The sequence below is a fragment of the Nonomuraea sp. NPDC049709 genome, from assembly GCF_040674815.1.
In the GTDB taxonomy this organism is placed as follows: Bacteria; Actinomycetota; Actinomycetes; order Streptosporangiales; family Streptosporangiaceae; genus Nonomuraea.
Window position 1 is genome coordinate 122501 of the sequence record NZ_JBFANM010000004.1, and the last position, 17927, is coordinate 140427.

The following is a 17927-nucleotide window of genomic DNA, read 5'->3' on the forward strand; positions in this document are numbered from 1 at the left end:
CATCGTGCCAGGTGGATCCCCTACGTGGTAGGCGATTCCGTAAACTTTCGGTTGATCACCGGCGATATTCCGTTAAGTACACCGTCGACCTCCCGTCCCTCGACGGCGGCGGTCAGATTGTCCAGGGTGGCGGTGAGCAGGCGGCCGGTGGCCTCGGGCGTGACGCCGGCGACGTGCGGTGACAGCAGGACGTTCGGCAGCTCGCGCAGCGGGTCGCCGGCGGGCAGCGGCTCCACGTCGAAGACGTCCAGCGCGGCCCCGCCCAGCCGGCCCTCGCGCAATGCGGCCACGAGCGCCGGCTGGTCGACCACGCCGCCCCTGGCCGCGTTGACCAGCAGGGCGCCCGGCTTCATGCGACCGGGGTCGACGAGGCCGCGGGTCTCGTCCGACAGCGCGATCACGACGACCACGACGTCGCTCGCGGACACGAGCGTCTCCAGGTCCTCGAATCCGGGGTCCGGGCGCGGGGTGCGCGTCCAGTAGGACACCTGGCAGCCGAGCGCGCGGAACATCTCCGCGCAGGTGGCGCCGATCGGGCCGTATCCGACGATGCCCACGCGCCGGCCGCGCAGCTCGTGGGGCTGCAGCCCCTGCTGGGGCCACTCTCCCGCGCGTACGGCGGCGTCGGCGGCGGCCAGCTTGCGCGACAGCGACATCGTGGCGGCCAGGCACCACTCGGAGACCGCCACCGCGCTGACCCCGGGCGTGTTGGCCAGCGGCACCCCGGCCGCGGCCAGGGCGCCCAGGTCGTGGCCGTCCACGCCCACCGACGGCTGCTGCACGAACGCCAGCCGGGGCGCCGCCCGGACCGCCCCGGCGTCCATGACCAGCGTGCCCGTCCAGTCGCCGAGCACGATCTCGGCCTCCGGCAGTGCCGCGAGGAGCGCGTCCCGGTCACGGGAGGCGGGCACGCGCACCGCCACCCGATCGCCGAGCGGCGCCAGCAGGCGGCGCATGACCTCTTCGGGCAGCGGTGGCAGTGCGAGCAGGTTCCAGGGGCTCATGCCCCCACAGTAAAGCTGTTGATCACCTGTCGCATAAGAGCCCGGTTGCGCCGCCACTGGTTCTCGGTGACGGTCCAGGACAGCAGGTAGGCGGTGTCGCCGATGGCGACGGCCCGGCGTACCTCGTGGTAGCGGGTGCCCGGCCGCTGCCACGGCGCGTCGCCGGCCGCGCCCGCCGTCCAGGAGAACTCCCACTCCACCGCCTGCGCGCCCTGGTGCGTCACCGTCCGCCGGGCGCGGTTGACCACGTTCTGGGCGGTCTCCGCGAGGGTCTCCTGGGAGTTGCGGATGAGCTGGCTCGGGTCGAGGTTGGAGTAGACGGCCTCGACCCCGAGGTGGGCGTTGCCGTCCCTGCGGGTCCACTCCGTGTACGCCTCGGCGCGCGCTCCCCGCCAGCCGGTCGGCCGCATGATCGACCAGCCGTCCCGCGACCTCCACGCCCGCACGACGGGCACGACCCTGCTCACGCTGGGCGTCGGGGTCGCGGAGGGCGTCGCGTCCTGCGTGGTCGGCGCGGCGGTCGGGGTGAGCGGGGCGGTCGCCGCGGCCGGCTGGGCGGTCGCGCGCGGGGTGCCCTCGGCCGGGGAGGCGATCCTGAAGTACGCGACCGCGCCGCCCGTCAGGACCAGCACCACAGCCGCGGCCGCCGCGAGCAGCGCCCGGCCGGGACCCTCGCCCTTCTTCCGCTCGGGCGGGTCGAGGTCGGCGGAGGCGGGCCTGGCGGCGGCGATGGCCGCCAGCAGCCGGTCGGCCTCCTCGGCGGTCACCCGGTCCTGGGGCTCCTTCCGGAGCAGCCCCTTCAGGATCGGGTGCATGGCCGGCGGGATCCGGCGGTAGTCGGGCTCCTCGGTGAGCAGCGCGTTGAGCGTGGCCATGGGGTCGCCGCGCTCGAACGGCGAGCGGCCGACCATGCACGCGTACAGCGTGGCGCCCAGCGACCACAGGTCGGAGGCCGGTCCCGCGTTCTCGGCGCGGACCCGTTCCGGGGCCAGGAAGCTCGGCGAGCCCGTGACCATGCCGGTTCTGGTCAGCGACGCGTCACCCTCGACCGTGGCGATGCCGAAGTCCATGAGGACGGCGCGGCCGTCGTCCGCCAGCAGGATGTTGCTCGGCTTGACGTCGCGGTGCAGGATGCCCGCCTCGTGGGCGGTCCTCAGCGCGGACAGCACCTGCCTGCCCAGGTCGGCCGCCTCCCGTACCGGGAGCGCGCCCGTGGTGAGCACGACCTGCTCGACCGACGGATGGCTGACCAGCTCCATCACGATCCACGGCCGGCCGCCCTCCTCGACCACGTCGTAGACGGCGACGACGGAGGGGTGGTTCAGCTTGGCCGCGGTGCGAGCCTCGCGGGCGGTCCTTAACAGCTGACGCTCCTGGTCGCCCGGCGACAGGCCGTCCGGCAGCAGCACTTCCTTGATGGCCACCTGCCGGTTCAGCAGTGTGTCGCGGCCTTCCCAGACCACGCCCATGCCCCCGCGGCCCAGTTCGCGCACTAACTGGTAGCGCCCTGCGATGAGCCGGTTGCTATCCGAAACCATGTCCTACCCCTGTATCGGCGCAAGCGCCTGATGCGGCATCGAACGCCTGCTGCAGACGGTCGCTGAACGCACCCGTCTTCAGACCACCCGAACAGTGGGCAAGTTTCCCATACCTCCCACCACTTCGCCGGAAGGTCGCCAAGGCCGCTTGCACCAGATCACCGAATGTTGTTCTACTGAGGCAGGGTCCAGAGCAAGGAGAGGTCGATGCCAGAGGTTCGCCGGGGTCCGCTGTCCGGGGTGCGCGTGCTGGAGCTCGCGGGGCTCGCACCGGGGCCGTTCGCGGGGATGATGCTAGCCGATCATGGGGCGGATGTCCTGCGGGTGGACCGGGTGAAGGCGGTTTCCGACCGTCCGCGGACGGATGTCATGGACCGCGGCAAGCACACGATCGGCCTGGACCTGAAGGCGTCCGAGGGCGTGGCGGCGTTCAAGGAGCTGGTCCGCCACGCCGACGTCGTGATCGAGGTGTTCCGCCCGGGCGTGGCGGAGCGGCTCGGCATCGGGCCCGACGACCTGCACGCGGTGAACGAGCGGCTGGTCTACGGCCGGATGACCGGGTGGGGGCAGGACGGGCCGCTCGCCCCCACGGCCGGGCACGACATCGACTACATCGCCGTCTCCGGCGTGCTGTCGATGCTGGGGCGCGACGGGGACAAGCCGACGCCGCCGATCAACATCCTGGGCGACTTCGCCGGGGGCGGGCTCATGCTGGCGTACGGGGTGCTGCTGGCCCTGTTCGAGCGCGAGCGCACCGGCAGGGGCCGAGTGATCGACGCGGCCATGGTGGACGGGGCGGCGATCCTGTTCTCGATGTTCTACCAGGGGGTCCAGAGCGGACATTGGGGCCCGCGGGGCACGAACCTGCTGGACACCGGCGCCCCGCAGTACGACACGTACGAGACCGCCGACGGGCAGTACGTGGCCGTGGGCTCGCTGGAGCCGCAGTTCTGGGAGGCGATGGTGACCCTCATGGGCCTGACCGACCTGCCCGACAGGAACGACCGGGCGCAGTGGCCCGCGCTGAAGGCCCGCCTGGCGGAGGAGTTCGGGAAGCGGACCCGGGCCGAGTGGGAGGCGGTCTTCGAGGGCTCCGACGCCTGCGTCTCGCCCGTGCTGTCCATGTCCGAGGCCGCCGGCCACCCGCACAACACCGCCCGCGGCTCCTTCGTCGAGGTCGGCGGCGTCACCCACCCGACGCCCGCGCCCCGCCTGCTCGGCGTGCCCGCCCAGGACCTCTCTCCCGCCACCCGCCTGGCCGACCTGTCCGGCTGGGGCCTGTCGCAGGAGGAGGCGGACAAGCTACGCGGCCAAGGAGTGCTGACATGATCGACTTACTCGACGGCGACCTGTACGCCGGTGACCCCACTTCCGTGTACGCCTGGCTGCGCGAGCACGCCCCCGCCTACTACGACGCGGCCAACGGCCTGTGGGGCATCTCCCGCCACGCCGACATCTCGGCCATCGAGCGCGACCCGCAGCTGTGGACCAGCACCGTCGGCTACCGCCCCCAGTTGCCCTCAGAGCCGTCCATGATCGGTCTGGACGATCCCGAGCACGCCGAGCGCCGCCGGCTCGTCTACCGCCGTTTCACCCCCCGCCACGTACACGAGCGCTACGCCGCCCGCGTCCGCGAGGTCGTCGTCGAGCTGCTCACCCGCGCCCTGGAGAAGGGCACCGTGGACGTGGTGCCCGAGCTGGCGGCGCCGCTGCCGGCCCGGATGATCGGCTGGCTGCTCGGGTTCCCCGACGAGGACTGGCCCAGGCTGAAGCACTGGTCGGAGACCACCATCGTGGCCGGGGGCGGCCTGCGCTACGTGACGCACGAGGCCGCCGTGGCCGCCGGCGAGTACGGGCAGGCGGTGCTGGAGCTGGCCGCCGAGCGCCGTGCCCACCCGCGCGACGACCTGCTGTCCGTGTGGTGCGCCAGCCCCGGCTACGACGACGAGAGCCTGGCCAACGACGCGCTGCTGCTGCTCGACGGCGGCGCCGAGACCACCAGGACGGTCATCGCCACCGCGATCGACGCGCTGATCCGCCATCCGGACCAGTGGCGGCTGCTGCGCGAGGACCGGGGGCTCGTCGAGGGGGCGGTGGAGGAGTTCATCCGGTGGACCACGCCGATACTCAACATGTGCCGCGCGGCCACCCGGGACACCACCCTGCACGGGCAGGACATCCGCGAGGGGCAGCAGGTGCTGCTCATGTACGGGTCGGCGAACCGGGACCCCGAGGTGTTCACCGACCCGGACGTCTTCGACGTGACCAGGAAACCGGGCGGGCACATCGCGTTCGGCCTGGGCACGCACTTCTGCCTGGGCGCCGCGCTGGCCAGGCTGGAGCTGCGGATCTTCTTCGAGGAGTGGCTCGACCGGGTGGGGACGGCCTCCTACGCCGACACGGACGGGCCGCGGATCCTGCCCAACGCCTTCGTCAGGGGCGTGACGTCGTTCCCTGTCGTGCTGCGTAGTCCTTGAGCCTGATCGAGTCGTGCAGCCGCACGCCCTTGCTGCCGGCCTTGACCGCGGCCCTGGTCAGCGCGACGGGCAGGCGGTTCACCAGTCGCGCGCCCCGGGTCAGCGCCCACAGGTCGAACCTGCTGCCGGGCACGATGCCGCGGGCCGCGCGGACGGCGAAGGCGCGGCTGCGGCGCACGTACTCGCCGAGTTCGGCCTCGTACGCCGGGAAGGCCCGCGTGTGGTCGCCGCCGTGCGCGGCCAGCTCGCCCGCCAGCACGTACGCCCCCACGACCGCCAGGCTCGTGCTCCCCCCGACCGCCGGCCCCGGGCAGTAGCCGGCGTCGCCCACCAGCGTCACCCGGCCGCGCGACCAGGTGTCCAGGCGGAGCTGGGTGATCGAGTCCATGTAGAACGCCGGCGCGCGGTCGATCTCCTCCAGGATCCTCGGCACCTGCCAGCCCAGGCCCCCGAAGCGCTCGCGCAGCAGCTCCTTCTGCCGGGCGACGTCCCGGTGGTGGTAGTCGAGCGGCTCCGGGGTCCTGAACAGGAATCCCGCCCGCGCGTCGTCCATGTGCACCGCGCTGTACAGAGCCGCCATCCAGCCCACGCCGGCCATGCCCTCCATCCGATCGTCGAGCCCGAGGAAGTCCGGCACCGTGGCGACGGCCAGGTAGGCGCCGATCCAGGTGGTGAAGCGGGACTCAGGGCCGAAGACCAGGCGGCGGACGTTGGAGTGCAGGCCGTCGGCACCCACCACGAGGTCGTAGGCGCCCGTCCGGCCGCTGTCGAACGCCACCTCCCCGTCGTCGGAGACGGACGCGATGGAGTCGCCGAAGACGTAGTCCACGTCGTGCCGGGTCGCCTCGTAGAGGATCTCGCTCAGGTCGTCGCGCATGATCTCGACGTGCCGGTCGGAGACGGCGGCCATCACGCGCCGCAGCTCCAGCTCCACCGGGCGGCCCCCGTCCTCCGTGTGGAGGGTGAGCCACTGCGTGCCGGTCTTGGCGGCCAGCACCGGCTCCAGGACGCCCATCCGCTCGACGATGTCCATCGCCGGTCTGAACAGATCCACCGCGTGGCCGCCCGCCTTCCTGAGCGCCGGGGCCCGCTCGACGACGGTGACCTCGAAGCCGTACCTGCGCAGCCAGTACGCCAGCACCGGCCCCGCCACGCTCGCACCCGAGACGAGAACCTTCATCGCCCTCTCCTTACCTATCGTTAAGTAAGCACGCTAGCACGACAGCTTACTTAACGGTAGGTAAGGGATAGTCTTGGCCCATGCCCAGTGACACCAAGGCACGCATCCAGGCGGTGGCGCGCGAGCTGTTCGTGCGTCAGGGCGTGCAGAACACCAGCCTGCGCCAGATCTCCGAACGGCTGGGCATCACCAAGCCAGCGCTCTACTACCACTTCGCCTCACGCGACGACCTGGTGCGCAGCATCGTGCAGCCGATGGTGGAGGACATCGAGCGCTTCGTCCGCGACCGCCGCTCCGGCGATCCGCGACAGCTGCTGGACGACTACTTCGAGCTGATCTGGCGGCATCGGGACGTGCTCGTCATGATGATCCGCGAGCTGTCCACGCTGAGCTATCTGGACCTGGGCACGCGCATGTTTGACTGGCGGCGCGAGCTGATCGCCATGCTGCTGGGGCCCGAGCTGACGCAGGCGCAGCACATCCGGGCGACGGTGGCGCTGGGCGGCATGTCGGACTGCGCGGTGGAATATGCGCACCTGCCGCTGGAAGAGGTCAAGCCGACGGCCGTCGAGGCGGCGGCCGTCGTGCTCGGCATCTGACTCAGACCGCTATGTAGAGATCCACCCCGTCGGGGTGGTGCACCTCCAGATCCGTCGTGAACGCCCGCGACGGCGTGCCGCCCGACTCGGTGTGCTTCCACAGCTGCTGCCACGCCTCCACCAGCGCCTGCGGCATCTGACCGCGGACCTCCAGCTTCAGCGCCTGCCCGGCCGGCACGCGCACCGCGACCATGCCCTCCGGCAGCCGGGGCACGGTGCGCACCCCGGTGCCGACGATCTGCGTGTAGGCGCCGTGGTGATCGCTCTCGTAATCGGTCAGCACCGCATAAAGGTTCTCGTCCACGCGACCGGGAACATGCGCGAAAGCCCCCGGCGCGCCCGCGCGCTGCCAGAGCGCCGGAAGCCTGGCCCGGCCCGGATCCATTTCGTCGGCGTTGGTGGTGCGTACGGCGAAGCCGACCACTACCAGCTCGGCCCGTTCGATGACGTTCACAGGCCCTCCCCTCCCCCAAAAGTGTCCCGGCCGATCATAAGCCCCCGAGAAAGGGGGAAACCCCTTGTTGACCTGTCACCACATAAGATGGATGAACGTGAAATTTCTCAACGACCTCGAGCCCCATTACGACCTGACCTATAGCGACGTTTTCATGGTCCCGTCGCGTTCTGCGGTCGGTTCCCGGCTCGCAGTCGATCTCTCGACGAACGACGGCACGGGCACCACCATCCCGATCGTCGTGGCGAACATGACCGCGGTCGCCGGCCGGCGCATGGCCGAGACCGTGGCCCGGCGGGGCGGCATCACCGTCATCCCGCAGGACATCCCGCTGGACGTCGTGGCGAACGTCGTCGACTGGGTCAAGAAGCGCGATCTCGTCCACGACACGCCGCTCACGCTGACCCAGCACGACACCGTCGGCGAGGCCCTGCAGCTGTTGCCCAAGCGGTCGCACAACGCGGTCGTCGTGGTCGACTGGGAGAACCGGCCCGTCGGCGTGGTGACCGAGGCCGACTGCCAGGGCGTGGACATGTTCACCCAGCTCTCGCAGGTCATGTCGAGCGAGTTGCTCACGCTGCCCGCCGGGCTCGACCCGCGCGGCGCCTTCGAGCGGCTGCACGAGGGCCGGCACCGGCTGGCCCCCATCGTGGACGAGGAGGGGCGGCTGGTCGGCATCCTCACCCGTACGGGCGCGCTGCGCGCCACGCTCTACGAGCCGGCCGTGGACGCCCAGGGGCGGCTGCGCATCGCGGCCGCCGTGGGTGTGAACGGCGACGTGGCCGCCAAGGCCAAGGAGCTGCTCGAGGCCGGCGTCGACTGCCTGGTCGTGGACACCGCGCACGGCCACCAGGACAAGATGATCTCGGCCCTGCGCGCCGTCACCGCCCTCGACCCCGGCGTGCCGGTCGCGGCGGGCAACGTGGTGACCGCCGCCGGCGTGCGCGACCTGGTGGCCGCCGGGGCGGACATCCTCAAGGTCGGGGTGGGGCCGGGCGCCATGTGCACCACCCGGATGATGACCGGGGTGGGTCGGCCGCAGTTCTCGGCCGTGCTGGAGTGCGCCGCCGAGGCGCGCCGCCTGGGCCGGCACGTGTGGGCCGACGGGGGCGTGCGGCATCCGCGCGACGTGGCGCTGGCGCTGGCGGCCGGGGCGTCGAACGTGATGATCGGGTCCTGGTTCGCGGGCACGTACGAGTCGCCGGGCGACACGCACACGGACGCCAACGGCCGCAAGTACAAGGAGAACTTCGGCATGGCCTCCGCGCGGGCCGTGCGGCTGCGGACCGCCGAGGACTCGGCGTTCGACCGGGCCAGGAAGTCGCTGTTCGAGGAAGGCATCTCGACGTCCAGGATGTACCTGGACCCGAAGCGGCCGAGCGTGGAGGACCAGATCGACGCGATCGTGGCCGGGTTGCGGTCGTCGTGCACGTACGCGGGGGCGTCGAACCTGGAGGAGTTCCACGCGCAGGCGGTCGTGGGGATCCAGAGCTCGTCCGGGTACACGGAGGGCATGCCGCTGCACCAGAGCTGGTAACCGGCTCGTCCCGGCTCAGGTCCTGCGCCACCCGCCCGCGGCGTTGATCCCGCCGTCCACGTGCACCGTCGTCCCCGTCACGAACCTCGCCAGGTCGCCGGCCAGGAACACGGCCGCCCCCGCCGCGTCGCAGGGCTCGCCGAGGTGGCCGAGCGGCGGGATGCGTACGGGGTCGTACGGCAGCGGGCGGGCCAGCATCCGCTCGCGCACGCCCGACTCGCCCTCGGTCCGGAGGGCGTCGGGCGCGATCGCGTTCACCCTGATGCCCTTCGGGGCCAGCTCCAGCGCCAGCGACTTCGTCAGGCTCTCCACCGCCGCCTTCATCGCCGCGTACACCGCGAACCCCGGCGCCGCCTGGTGCGCCTCGCTCGAGGTCACGTTGATGATCGACGCGCCCGGGCGCATCATCGGCAGCAACCGCCGGATCATGCCGGTGACCTGCGTGAAATTCTCCTCGATGAGGACCTGCTCGCCGCGCGGCGAGGTGTCGGCGAACCCCGCGTGGAAGGTGCCGCCCGCGTTGTTGACCAGCACGTCGACCCGGCCCCAGCGCTCGCGTACGGCCTGGGCGAACACCTCCACCGCCACCGGGTCGCGCACGTCGAGCGTCATCGCCAGCTCGGCGCCCGGCTTGTCGCGGTCGCAGACGGCGACGTGCGCGCCGAACGCGGCGAACGCCTCGGCGATCGCCAGGCCGATCCCCCTGGCGGCTCCGGTGACGACGGCCACGCGGCCGGTGAGCAGGAACGCGTCGGGAGAAAGGGCGGCCATGAACGATGACGATATCCCGACCGCATAGAGTCGTCGGGTCCATTCTCATCGTCAACAATGCCAACAGGAGCACTTCGTGGCACTCGAAAAGCCCGAGATCGACTTCCCGGGTGGCAACCCGCCCGCGAACCTCGAGATCGAGGATCTGACCGTGGGCGACGGCCCGGAGGCCAAGCCCGGCCAGAACGTCAAGGTCCACTACGTGGGCGTCTCGTTCTCGACCGGGGAGGAGTTCGACGCGTCGTGGAACCGCGGCCAGCCGTTCGACTTCCCCCTGGGCGCCGGGCGCGTCATCGGGGGCTGGGACCAGGGCGTCGCGGGCATGAAGGTCGGCGGCCGGCGCAAGCTGGTCATCCCGCCGCACCTCGGCTACGGCCAGCGTGGCGCCCCGCCGCGCATCAAGCCGAACGAGACGCTCATCTTCGTCGTCGACCTGCTCGGCGTCAGCTGACGTCCGCGGACGTCGGCTGACGTCCGCACGGCGTCGCCTGGCGGCCGCACGGCGTCGGCCCATGCGGGGCCGGCGCCGCCCCCCGACCGACACTCAGCGGATACGCCGAGATCGGGTGGGGAAAATGTCGCCGCCGTGAGGCACCATAGGCGTGTGCTTCTGATCGACGTGGTCCGGGTTTCCGAGGCGGTGACGCGCACGTCCGCCAGGCTCGGCAAGATCGGCCACCTGGCGGAGCTGCTGGGCCGGGTGGGCCCGGACGAGGCGGAGATCGCCATCTCCTACCTCTCGGGCGAGCTGCCCCAGCGGCAGGTGGGCGTGGGCTGGCGCACGCTGGAGGACGTCCCCCAGCCCAAGCTGGCCGCCACCGCCACGCTGACCGCGGTCGACGAGCTGCTGAGCCGGATCAAGGCCGTCTCCGGGCAGGGCTCGCAGGCGGCGCGCAAGGCCCTGGTCGCCGAGCTGTTCGCGGGCCTGACGAGCCAGGAGCAGCAGTTCATGCGGCGGCTGCTGCACGGGGAGCTGCGGCAGGGCGCGCTCGACGGCGTGATGATCGAGGCCGTGGCCAAGGCGTCCGGCGCGCCGTCGGCCGACGTGCGGCGGGCGCTCACGCTGCGCGGCTGGCTCCCCGCTGTCGGAGCGGCCGCGCTGACCGGCGGGGTGCCGGCGCTGCACGCGTTCCGGCTGGAGGTGGGGCGGGCGGTCTCGCCCATGCTGGCGGGCAGTGCGCCCAACGTGGCCGCCGCGCTGGAGAAGGCGGGCACTCCCGCCGCGCTGGAGTGGAAGCTCGACGGGGTGCGCGTGCAGGCCCATCGCTCCGGCCCCGAGGTTCGGGTCTTCACCCGCACCCTCGACGACATCACGCCGCAGGTGCCCGAGGTGGTCGAGGCCGTCCTGGAGATGCCGTCGGACGACCTGGTCCTCGACGGCGAGGTGCTGGCCCTGCGACCGGACGGCCGGCCGCACCCGTTCCAGGTGACGGCGAGCCGCGTCTCCAGCAAGACCGACGTGGCGCGGTTGCGCGAGCGTACGCCGCTGAGCGTGTTCTTCTTCGACGCCCTGCGGGTCGACGGCGCCGACCTGCTCGACCTGCCCTACTCCCGGCGCCAGGAGGCCCTTGCCCATGCGGCCCCGCAGGGCCTGCTGACGCCGCGGCTGGTGACGGGCGACGTGGCGGAGGCGGAGAAGTTCTTCACCGACGTGGTGAAGGCCGGGCACGAGGGCCTGGTCGTCAAGTCCCTCGCCTCTCCCTACGCGGCCGGGCGGCGGGGGGCGGGCTGGATCAAGGTCAAGCCGCGCCACACGCTCGACCTGGTGGTCCTGGCGGCCGAGTGGGGCCACGGCCGCCGCGAGGGCAAGCTGTCCAACCTCCACCTGGGCGCCCGCGACCCTGAGGGCGGGTTCGTGATGCTCGGCAAGACCTTCAAGGGGCTCACGGACGAGCTGCTGGCCTGGCAGACCGAGCGCTTCCTCGAGCTGGCCGAGGGTCCCACCGACGAGTGGACGGTCACGCTGCGGCCGGAGCTGGTCGTGGAGATCGCCTTCGACGGGGTGCAACGCTCGCCCCGCTACCCCGGGGGCATGGCCCTGCGCTTCGCCCGGGTGCTGCGCTACCGGCCGGACAAGCGGGTCGAGGACGCCGACACGGTCGAGACGGTGCGCTCGCTCATGTTGTAGGCAAGGTGTCAACGGTGCCGCCCTGACCTGCGGGGATGCGGGAGAGGGTGCACCGCACCGAGACGGCACGCGAGGCGACGGCGTACGGCCACCCGTGCAAGAGGCCTGCCCGGCCAGGAGAGACCCACGCCGGGACCACCCCCACGAACGTGGCAGGCGGCACCCGGACGCCCATCCAGCCCTGTCACGCCTCCCACCTCAAGCCGAGACAGCGGCCGAACGGGTCTCCACACACCCCACCGATCGCCCCTCTTCCCACGTTCCCCGGAAACCCGAAGATCCACAGCGTACGCTCAGCGCTCTGGGCAAACTTGCGGCATAAGTGAGATATATCACTTGATGTCCCATTAAGTTACCTTTACCGGCTCTTTGTCCCTTATGTTCGTCCTCATTGCGCGGGACCCCCCGTCCCGCCCGCGGATCGGCCGCCGAACGCCCCCACCCCCACCGGGCCCGGCCTTTCCCTGCCCTATCCCCTAGCTAGGACCGTGGTTTACCTTGGGCCAGCACTCCCGTACGCCGTCTCCCCAGGACCGCAAAGCCCCAGCGAGCAAGCGCCGCTGGGCCACCGTCGCAGCCGGCGCGGCCGTCCTCGCCGCCGCCTCGACCACCGCCTGGGCCGCCATCGGCAACGACGGCTCCCCCAAGCGCACGGCGGTCGTCAACCCGCCTCCCTCCACCCCCGGCACCGCCAGGACGGCCCCGAACCCGGCTGCGGCCTCGAACGAGGCCGCCCGCCGCCTCACCCCGAAGCCGTCATCCCCGGCCCCCAAGCCCCCGGCAGCCGCCCAGCCGAACACGACCTCCCCGGCCACCACCAGGTCCCCGCAGCCCGCCAAGACCACGGAACCGGCCAAGACCACGGAGACCTCGGAAGCCGCCGAGACCTCCGTGACGTCCAAGACCGCGAGGTCCAAGTTCCGCGTGCTCTCGTCCGGCGCCTGCGGCGCCTCTTACTATGGCGAACCCCAGATGACGGCCAGCGGTGAACGCTTCAACCCCGCCGCCATGACGGCCGCCCACAAGACCCTGCCGCTGGGCAGCAAGGTACGCGTCACCAACCCGAACAACGGCGATTCCGTCACGGTCCGCATCAACGACCGGGGCCCGTACATCGGCGGCCGCTGCCTCGACCTGTCCGAGGCCGCCTTCGCCGCCATCGGCAACATCAGCGCAGGGGTGATGCGAGTCAAGTACGAGGTGCTCGGCCGCTGACCCCCGCCCGGCGGCCCACCCCGCCAGCCGCGCACCTTCACACGCGCTGATGCGCCCCCGCCTGCCTCGCGTGGCGGTCGCACGTCCGCGTGGCGGTCGCACGTCCGCGTGGCCATCGCAGCTCCGCGTGGCCATCGCGCGTCTTCGTGCGTTCAGTTCCACACACCACCCCCTTCGCCCCACCCAACGGAAATGATCTCCACGCAGCACTCAGAGCTCATCCCCAGCTACGTGAGACGACAGGAGCAACCGTAAAAGGGGCGATCACGCGAGGCGCGTGACGGCCGGCACACAGCGATCGCGCGCTACCGGAATAGGCACAACGGTTGAACGGCGAACGCCGGATCAACCCTTGGTCGTTACATTTGCGCAGGTCAAAAGGCGAAAGTCGCAGTCCGGCGGTCGTGGAAAACCCGTCCGCCCCGCCGAGGCCAGGGGCCTTCGCGGGGCGGAATTCAGGCTGTGGTGGCGAGAAGTTCATCTCCGGTCGGTTTCGGTCACTTCACCATGCGAATCGTCAGCGGGTAACGGAAATTGCCCTCGGTCAGCGCCGCGACGCCACCGACGATGGAGAGGATCACGGCCGCGACCCAGATGAACGGCACGAGCACGATGCCGATGAAGGTCAGCGGGAGAAGCACCGAAGCCCCCACCACGGTGATCTGGAAGTTGAGTGCCTCCAGGGCGTGCTTGCGGATGTAGGGCGAGGTCTTGCCGCCGGTGAGCAGCAGGAGCAGCGGCCCGACGATCGGGAAGCCGACGACGGAGAGCAGATGGGCGAGGGCGCCGCCGAGGCGCTCGTTGCTCTCCGTCGGACCGTGGGTCCGGACCGGTGGTGGCAGCGGGGCGGGCCGGACAACGGCCTGGGAGCCGTACAGCTCGCTCATGATGGGCGTCAGATCACCGTGCGTGCGCGCCGTCATGGCACGCTCCAGCCGGTCGTCGAACTCGAGCTTGTCGAAGCGGCCCTCCGCGTACGCGGCCTTGACATGCTCGACCACGTTCTCTCGGTCCTGGTTGGTGACGCGCAGTTGAGCTGGCGGCACCTGTCCCGGCCCGGGGGTTTTCGGTACCCCAGCCATAATCGCCATGCCTCTCCTTAGAGAATCGGACTGTCACCACTCATACTGCGTCCCGCGAACGTCAGGTGCCATCGGGAGAATCCCGGATTTGTCCCCTAGATCATCCCCGACGCGAGGGCTCCAGACGGTATAAAAAGGATTCATGAGATGGCGAGACCGCTACGGCATTCGTCGACTGCGCGGCCGAAAGATCGCGAAGTTCGACCGCGAGGCGACAGACGCCGACATCGAGGCGCTCATCGCCTTTGCTCGTTCACGGCGTGGTGTCGAGTTTTACGTCGAGCCAGAGACTTTTGCCACTGACACGACCGCCGTCGCGGTGGCCGACGACGGCGAGTGGACCAGGCGCAGGGTCGGCTCTCCCGCGGTGATCCACAAGGTCGCCCGCGATCTTGCGTTGCCGGTGTACGACGTTCAGCTCACTGGATATCCGCAGCGTATGCGGGCCTACAACGAGCGGCGCAGGAAGGAAGAAGGCGGCCTCTAGGCTCCCCCTTCCAGACCTGGGCCGGCCGACCTGCCTGTCAAGACGCCCCACGGCTCTGCCCCCTCGGCATGGCGTGCGCATGCACGCTGTCGGGCTCCTCCCCCATCGCACGGATGCACGCCACCGGGCCTCTCTGCACGGCACTCGTCCAGGACGGTGGCCCCATGTCCCCGGGTTCCCCGTCCCAACAGCGTGCAGGGTGCGCGAAGTATGGGCTCGATGGCGTGCTGGTGCGTGGCCAGGGGTTGGGTTCCAACGGCGTGCAGCCCCAGTGCGCTCCTCGGGGTTCCAACGGAGTTTCGTGTAGCTGTGAGGCGTGGGGAGAGCCGCCGCCGTGCGTCATCGCGGCACAAGGGCAGTCGTGCGAGCTTGGTCCAGCCCTGGGGTCGGACATGCAGCCGAGAGGGCCAGGCGTGTGGGTTGGTGGCTATTCGAGGGTGGGGGGTGGGTCGTCCTCGTCGAGGAGGTTGATCAAGGGGAGCAGCCAGGCGGCGTTGGCGGGGCCCATGGTGGCGTCCAGTTCGGCCGGGGTCGGGAGGCGGTCGCGGAGGATGGCCGGGGAGAGGAGGTTCTGGAGGGCGTGCATGAGGAGGTTGGCCATCGAGTAGCCGGGATCGGTGGTGAGGGCGCGTTCGAGGGCGATGGTGGCCTGGACGCTGTTGCCCGCACGCCAGGCGGCCATGGCCAGCAGGGACGCCGCCGGGGGCATGAAACGGGGCTCCAGCCTGCGGGTCAGGTCTTTCCAGAGCAGGGAGTGGGATTCGTGCATGAGGGTCCACGCCTCGTCGCGGACCCTCATGATCGCTAGGTCCAGGCCCAACCTCGCCACCGCCGCGTCGTCCAGGCGGCCGCCCTCGGCGTGGGTCGCCAGCGCGGATCGCACCCTGGCCAGGCCGTCGGACACGAACCGGGTGGCGAAGGTGTCCAGGTCTGTGGCGTCCATGAGCTGGGCCCGGAACTCCGCGATCGCCTCGGCCGTGGCTCGGCGCATCGCCATCCGTACGGGGCCGGTGACGGGGGCAAGCGTGCGCTCCAGGGCCTCGCGATCCGGGAGGGCCACCAGGCCGCACACCGTGGCCTCGGCCGATATCTGGCTGGTGGACAGGTCGTACGGGGTGCCTTCTGCTGGACAGCATGTCGCCAGATGGCAGACGTATGACCAGTAGCGGCCCTCATGCGCCCGCAGGGCCTCACCCACGTGGACCCCCGCCTTGGCCGCGAGCAGCCTGGCCTCGTCGGCCGCCGGAGTGACCAGCTCTCCAGGGCCGTAGCCGACGATGACGATCTCCGTGATGCCCTCGCGGTCGAAAAGGGGGGTCATGGGGTCGAGAGTGCCCCGCGGGAAGGGCAGGCCCCACCTGGCCACCATCTTCGCCTGACCGCGGGCCAGGCCGATGACGATGAGGCTGGCTGTGGGATGGAACCCGACGAGGTAGGGAACGGCGGCCAGGATGTCGGTCGGGCTGGTCAGGGTGAGGCAGGGCTGCGAGTCGAAGGCAGTGGAGGGGGAGGAGGCGCCAGAGCCGGATCTGGGGCTGGGGATGGAGGCGGGGCCGGGGGTCTGGACGGAGGCATGACCAGGGCTGGCGCTGGGGCTGGGGGCGGGGGTGAAAGCGGCGCTGGGGACGGGGAAGGGAGCGGAAGCGGGGCTGGGGGTCTGGGCGGAGGCGCGACCTGGGCCGGGGTTGGGGATGGACGTGGCGGCATGGGCGGAGGTCGGCGTGGCGTTGGTGGGGCTGGGATTGGGGGTTGGGTGGTTGGTTGTCATGGGCCCATAGGGTGGCGGGCCTGGAGAGGGCCATGCAGGGCCGAACCGGGTTCTGTGGAGGACGACGGGTTGTCCACAGTCTTGCGGTGGTCCTGGCCTTCGCCTGGACCACGGCGGTGGCGGCAACCGACGAGCTTGTGGAGACCGGGGCCAGGGCTTGCCCCGATCGCGCGCCTCACCGGGATCGGGCTGTACGGTCTTCTGCGCCTGTGCCGTCCGAGGCTCGTCCGGATGATCCCGCCGCGAAGGGTGTCGCAGTGCGATCTTCGGTTCAGTGTGTACACGCGAAGATGCCTCGCCCTCGGCCGTCTCCGCCCCCCGCCTCGGCGACCAGATCCCTGTCGCCAGGCTCTAGGAGGCCGGGGCCAGACGAGTGCGTACGAGCAGTGCGGCGCCCGCCACCGCGGCCGGCATGGCGATGACGGCCACGAACGGCACCAGGAACAGGACGAACACCGCCACCCCGAACCCCAGCGCGCCGGCCTTGTTGGACCTCAGGAGGGCGAAGCGCTGCTTGCGGGCCATCCCGCGGCGCTCCAGGGCCAGCGTCGTGAGCTCCACTGTCAGGAAAAATCCGGAAACGGCGGCGCCCAGGACCGGCACCACCGTCTGCCCCACCACCGGCACGAAACCCAGGACGAACAGCGGGATCGTGAACAGCAGCACGTAGAAGAGCGTCACCAGGCTGTCCCGGATCGAGCGCGGCAGCGTACGCCACCACGGCTGCTCCTCCGCGCCCTCCAGCGGATCCACCGTGGCCGACAGCTTCTCGTAGAACGGCTCCCCGATCGCCAGCGTGAGCGCCGCGAACGTCAGCACCGCCAGCGCCAGCCCCCCGAGGAACAGCGCGATCCCCACCAGCGTGCGGAACGACTCCCGCCAGCTCCACGAATCAGCGAACGGCGTCAGGAACTCGGCCACGGACGACGCGTTCGTCCCGAGGAAGACCAGCGCCACCACGTAGACGGCGAACGCGATCAACGCCGGGATCAGCCCGAACAACCACCACCGGGTGTTCTTGGCGACCCAGCTGAACCCCTGGAAGAAAAAGCCGACACCGGCCATGAAGTCGCGCACTGATCGCATGCCCGGCAGGCTAGCGCCAGAACGACGTGACCGCGTAGCCCAGTTCGGCGAACAGCTCGCGCAGCAGCGGGAGCGAGATGCCGAGCACGTTGCCGTGGTCGCCCTCGATGCCCTCCACGAACCAGCCGCCGCGCCCGTCGATGCTGAACGCCCCGGCCAGGCCGAGCGGCTCGCCGGTGGCGACGTAGGTGGCGATCTCTTCTTCCGATGGCCGGCCGAAGTGCACGACGGTGGTGGCCACCTCCGCCACCTGCCGGTCGGCGGGCACGTCGATCACGCAGTGGCCGGTGACGAGGCGGCCCGTGCGGCCGCGCAGCAGCCGCCACCGCTCCAGGGCCTCCTCCGCCGTGCCGGGCTTGCCGTAGGGACGGCCGTCGAGCTCCAGGATCGAGTCGCAGCCGATGACCAGCCCCTCTTCGAGCCCCTCCGCGACCGCCTCGGCCTTGGCCTTGGCCAGCACCAGGCTGAGCGCGGCGGGCGAGTGGGCGGAGAAGGCGTCCTCGTCGACGCCGCTGACGATCACCTTCGGGTCGAGCCCGGCGCTGCGCAGGAGGGCCAGGCGGGCGGAGGAGGCAGAGGCCAGAACGATCACCGGCCCAGC

Annotated in this window: 17 protein-coding genes; 8 read left to right on the forward strand and 9 right to left on the reverse strand. The window is 71.0% G+C overall.

What is annotated here, in order from left to right; genetic code table 11:
- Window positions 1-20: 20 nt before the first annotated feature.
- Entirely contained in the window at window positions 21-1004 is a 984-nt protein-coding gene (locus AB0J69_RS05510) for an NAD(P)-dependent oxidoreductase (RefSeq protein WP_364113163.1), read from the reverse strand.
- Entirely contained in the window at window positions 1001-2542 is a 1542-nt protein-coding gene (locus tag AB0J69_RS05515) for a serine/threonine-protein kinase (protein WP_364113165.1), read from the reverse strand. Before AB0J69_RS05515 ends, AB0J69_RS05510 begins: the two co-directional genes overlap by 4 nt.
- Before the next feature lie 207 nt (window positions 2543-2749).
- Here AB0J69_RS05515 and AB0J69_RS05520 point away from each other — a divergent pair, with 207 nt between their 5' ends.
- Together AB0J69_RS05520 and AB0J69_RS05525 are read left to right on the forward strand one after the other, a co-directional pair.
- On the forward strand, window positions 2750-3871 hold the full coding sequence (locus tag AB0J69_RS05520) for a CaiB/BaiF CoA-transferase family protein (protein WP_364113167.1): 1122 nt from the start codon (window positions 2750-2752) through the stop codon (window positions 3869-3871).
- Entirely contained in the window at window positions 3868-5019 is a 1152-nt protein-coding gene (locus AB0J69_RS05525; protein ID WP_364113169.1) for a cytochrome P450, read from the forward strand. The genes AB0J69_RS05520 and AB0J69_RS05525 overlap by 4 nt, the downstream gene beginning before the upstream one ends.
- On the opposite strand, the gene AB0J69_RS05530 is transcribed toward AB0J69_RS05525, so the two are convergent.
- Window positions 4976-6199, reverse strand: a complete 1224-nt coding sequence (locus AB0J69_RS05530; RefSeq protein WP_364113171.1) for an FAD-dependent monooxygenase — start codon at window positions 6197-6199, stop codon at window positions 4976-4978. The genes AB0J69_RS05525 and AB0J69_RS05530 overlap by 44 nt on opposite strands.
- Window positions 6200-6279: 80 nt before the next feature.
- On the opposite strand from AB0J69_RS05530, the gene AB0J69_RS05535 reads away from it, so the two are divergent.
- Window positions 6280-6798, forward strand: a complete 519-nt coding sequence (locus AB0J69_RS05535; RefSeq protein ID WP_364113173.1) for a TetR/AcrR family transcriptional regulator — start codon at window positions 6280-6282, stop codon at window positions 6796-6798.
- Between the two features lies 1 nt (window position 6799).
- On the opposite strand, the gene AB0J69_RS05540 is transcribed toward AB0J69_RS05535, so the two are convergent.
- Window positions 6800-7252, reverse strand: a complete 453-nt coding sequence (locus AB0J69_RS05540) for a GyrI-like domain-containing protein (protein ID WP_364113175.1) — start codon at window positions 7250-7252, stop codon at window positions 6800-6802.
- A gap of 97 nt (window positions 7253-7349) precedes the next feature.
- On the opposite strand from AB0J69_RS05540, the gene AB0J69_RS05545 reads away from it, so the two are divergent.
- The gene (locus AB0J69_RS05545) at window positions 7350-8789 is read left to right on the forward strand and encodes a GuaB1 family IMP dehydrogenase-related protein (RefSeq protein WP_364113177.1); all 1440 of its coding nucleotides are present in this window, start codon (window positions 7350-7352) and stop codon (window positions 8787-8789) included.
- 15 nt (window positions 8790-8804) lie between these two features.
- Here AB0J69_RS05545 and AB0J69_RS05550 read toward each other — a convergent pair whose 3' ends face one another.
- Complete coding sequence (locus tag AB0J69_RS05550; protein ID WP_364113179.1) at window positions 8805-9560, reverse strand: SDR family oxidoreductase; 756 nt, start codon at window positions 9558-9560, stop codon at window positions 8805-8807.
- Between the two features lie 76 nt (window positions 9561-9636).
- Here AB0J69_RS05550 and AB0J69_RS05555 point away from each other — a divergent pair, with 76 nt between their 5' ends.
- The 3 genes from AB0J69_RS05555 to AB0J69_RS05565 all read left to right on the forward strand — a co-directional run bounded on the left by AB0J69_RS05555 (window position 9637) and on the right by AB0J69_RS05565 (window position 12903).
- The gene (locus AB0J69_RS05555; protein WP_364113181.1) at window positions 9637-10011 is read left to right on the forward strand and encodes an FKBP-type peptidyl-prolyl cis-trans isomerase; all 375 of its coding nucleotides are present in this window, start codon (window positions 9637-9639) and stop codon (window positions 10009-10011) included.
- Between the two features lie 153 nt (window positions 10012-10164).
- Complete coding sequence (locus AB0J69_RS05560; protein WP_364113183.1) at window positions 10165-11688, forward strand: ATP-dependent DNA ligase; 1524 nt, start codon at window positions 10165-10167, stop codon at window positions 11686-11688.
- A gap of 498 nt (window positions 11689-12186) precedes the next feature.
- Complete coding sequence (locus AB0J69_RS05565) at window positions 12187-12903, forward strand: septal ring lytic transglycosylase RlpA family protein (RefSeq protein WP_364113185.1); 717 nt, start codon at window positions 12187-12189, stop codon at window positions 12901-12903.
- A 497-nt stretch (window positions 12904-13400) separates the two neighbouring features.
- Here the strand turns inward: AB0J69_RS05565 and AB0J69_RS05570 are convergent, their stop codons facing one another.
- Window positions 13401-13994, reverse strand: coding sequence for a DUF1707 and DUF4870 domain-containing protein (locus tag AB0J69_RS05570; RefSeq protein WP_364113187.1), 594 nt, complete (start codon window positions 13992-13994; stop codon window positions 13401-13403).
- 133 nt (window positions 13995-14127) lie between these two features.
- Here AB0J69_RS05570 and AB0J69_RS05575 point away from each other — a divergent pair, with 133 nt between their 5' ends.
- Window positions 14128-14472, forward strand: coding sequence for a hypothetical protein (locus AB0J69_RS05575; protein ID WP_237109850.1), 345 nt, complete (start codon window positions 14128-14130; stop codon window positions 14470-14472).
- Between the two features lie 427 nt (window positions 14473-14899).
- Here the strand turns inward: AB0J69_RS05575 and AB0J69_RS05580 are convergent, their stop codons facing one another.
- The 3 genes from AB0J69_RS05580 to AB0J69_RS05590 all read right to left on the reverse strand — a co-directional run bounded on the left by AB0J69_RS05580 (window position 14900) and on the right by AB0J69_RS05590 (window position 17918).
- Window positions 14900-16240 carry a DUF4192 family protein gene (locus AB0J69_RS05580; protein WP_364113189.1) on the reverse strand — a complete coding sequence of 447 codons (1341 nt, stop codon included), beginning with the start codon at window positions 16238-16240 and terminating at the stop codon, window positions 14900-14902.
- A gap of 351 nt (window positions 16241-16591) precedes the next feature.
- Complete coding sequence (locus AB0J69_RS05585) at window positions 16592-17326, reverse strand: EI24 domain-containing protein (protein WP_364113191.1); 735 nt, start codon at window positions 17324-17326, stop codon at window positions 16592-16594.
- Window positions 17327-17336: 10 nt separating this feature from the next.
- On the reverse strand, window positions 17337-17918 hold the full coding sequence (locus AB0J69_RS05590; protein ID WP_364113193.1) for a nucleoside triphosphate pyrophosphatase: 582 nt from the start codon (window positions 17916-17918) through the stop codon (window positions 17337-17339).
- Window positions 17919-17927 lie beyond the last annotated feature (9 nt).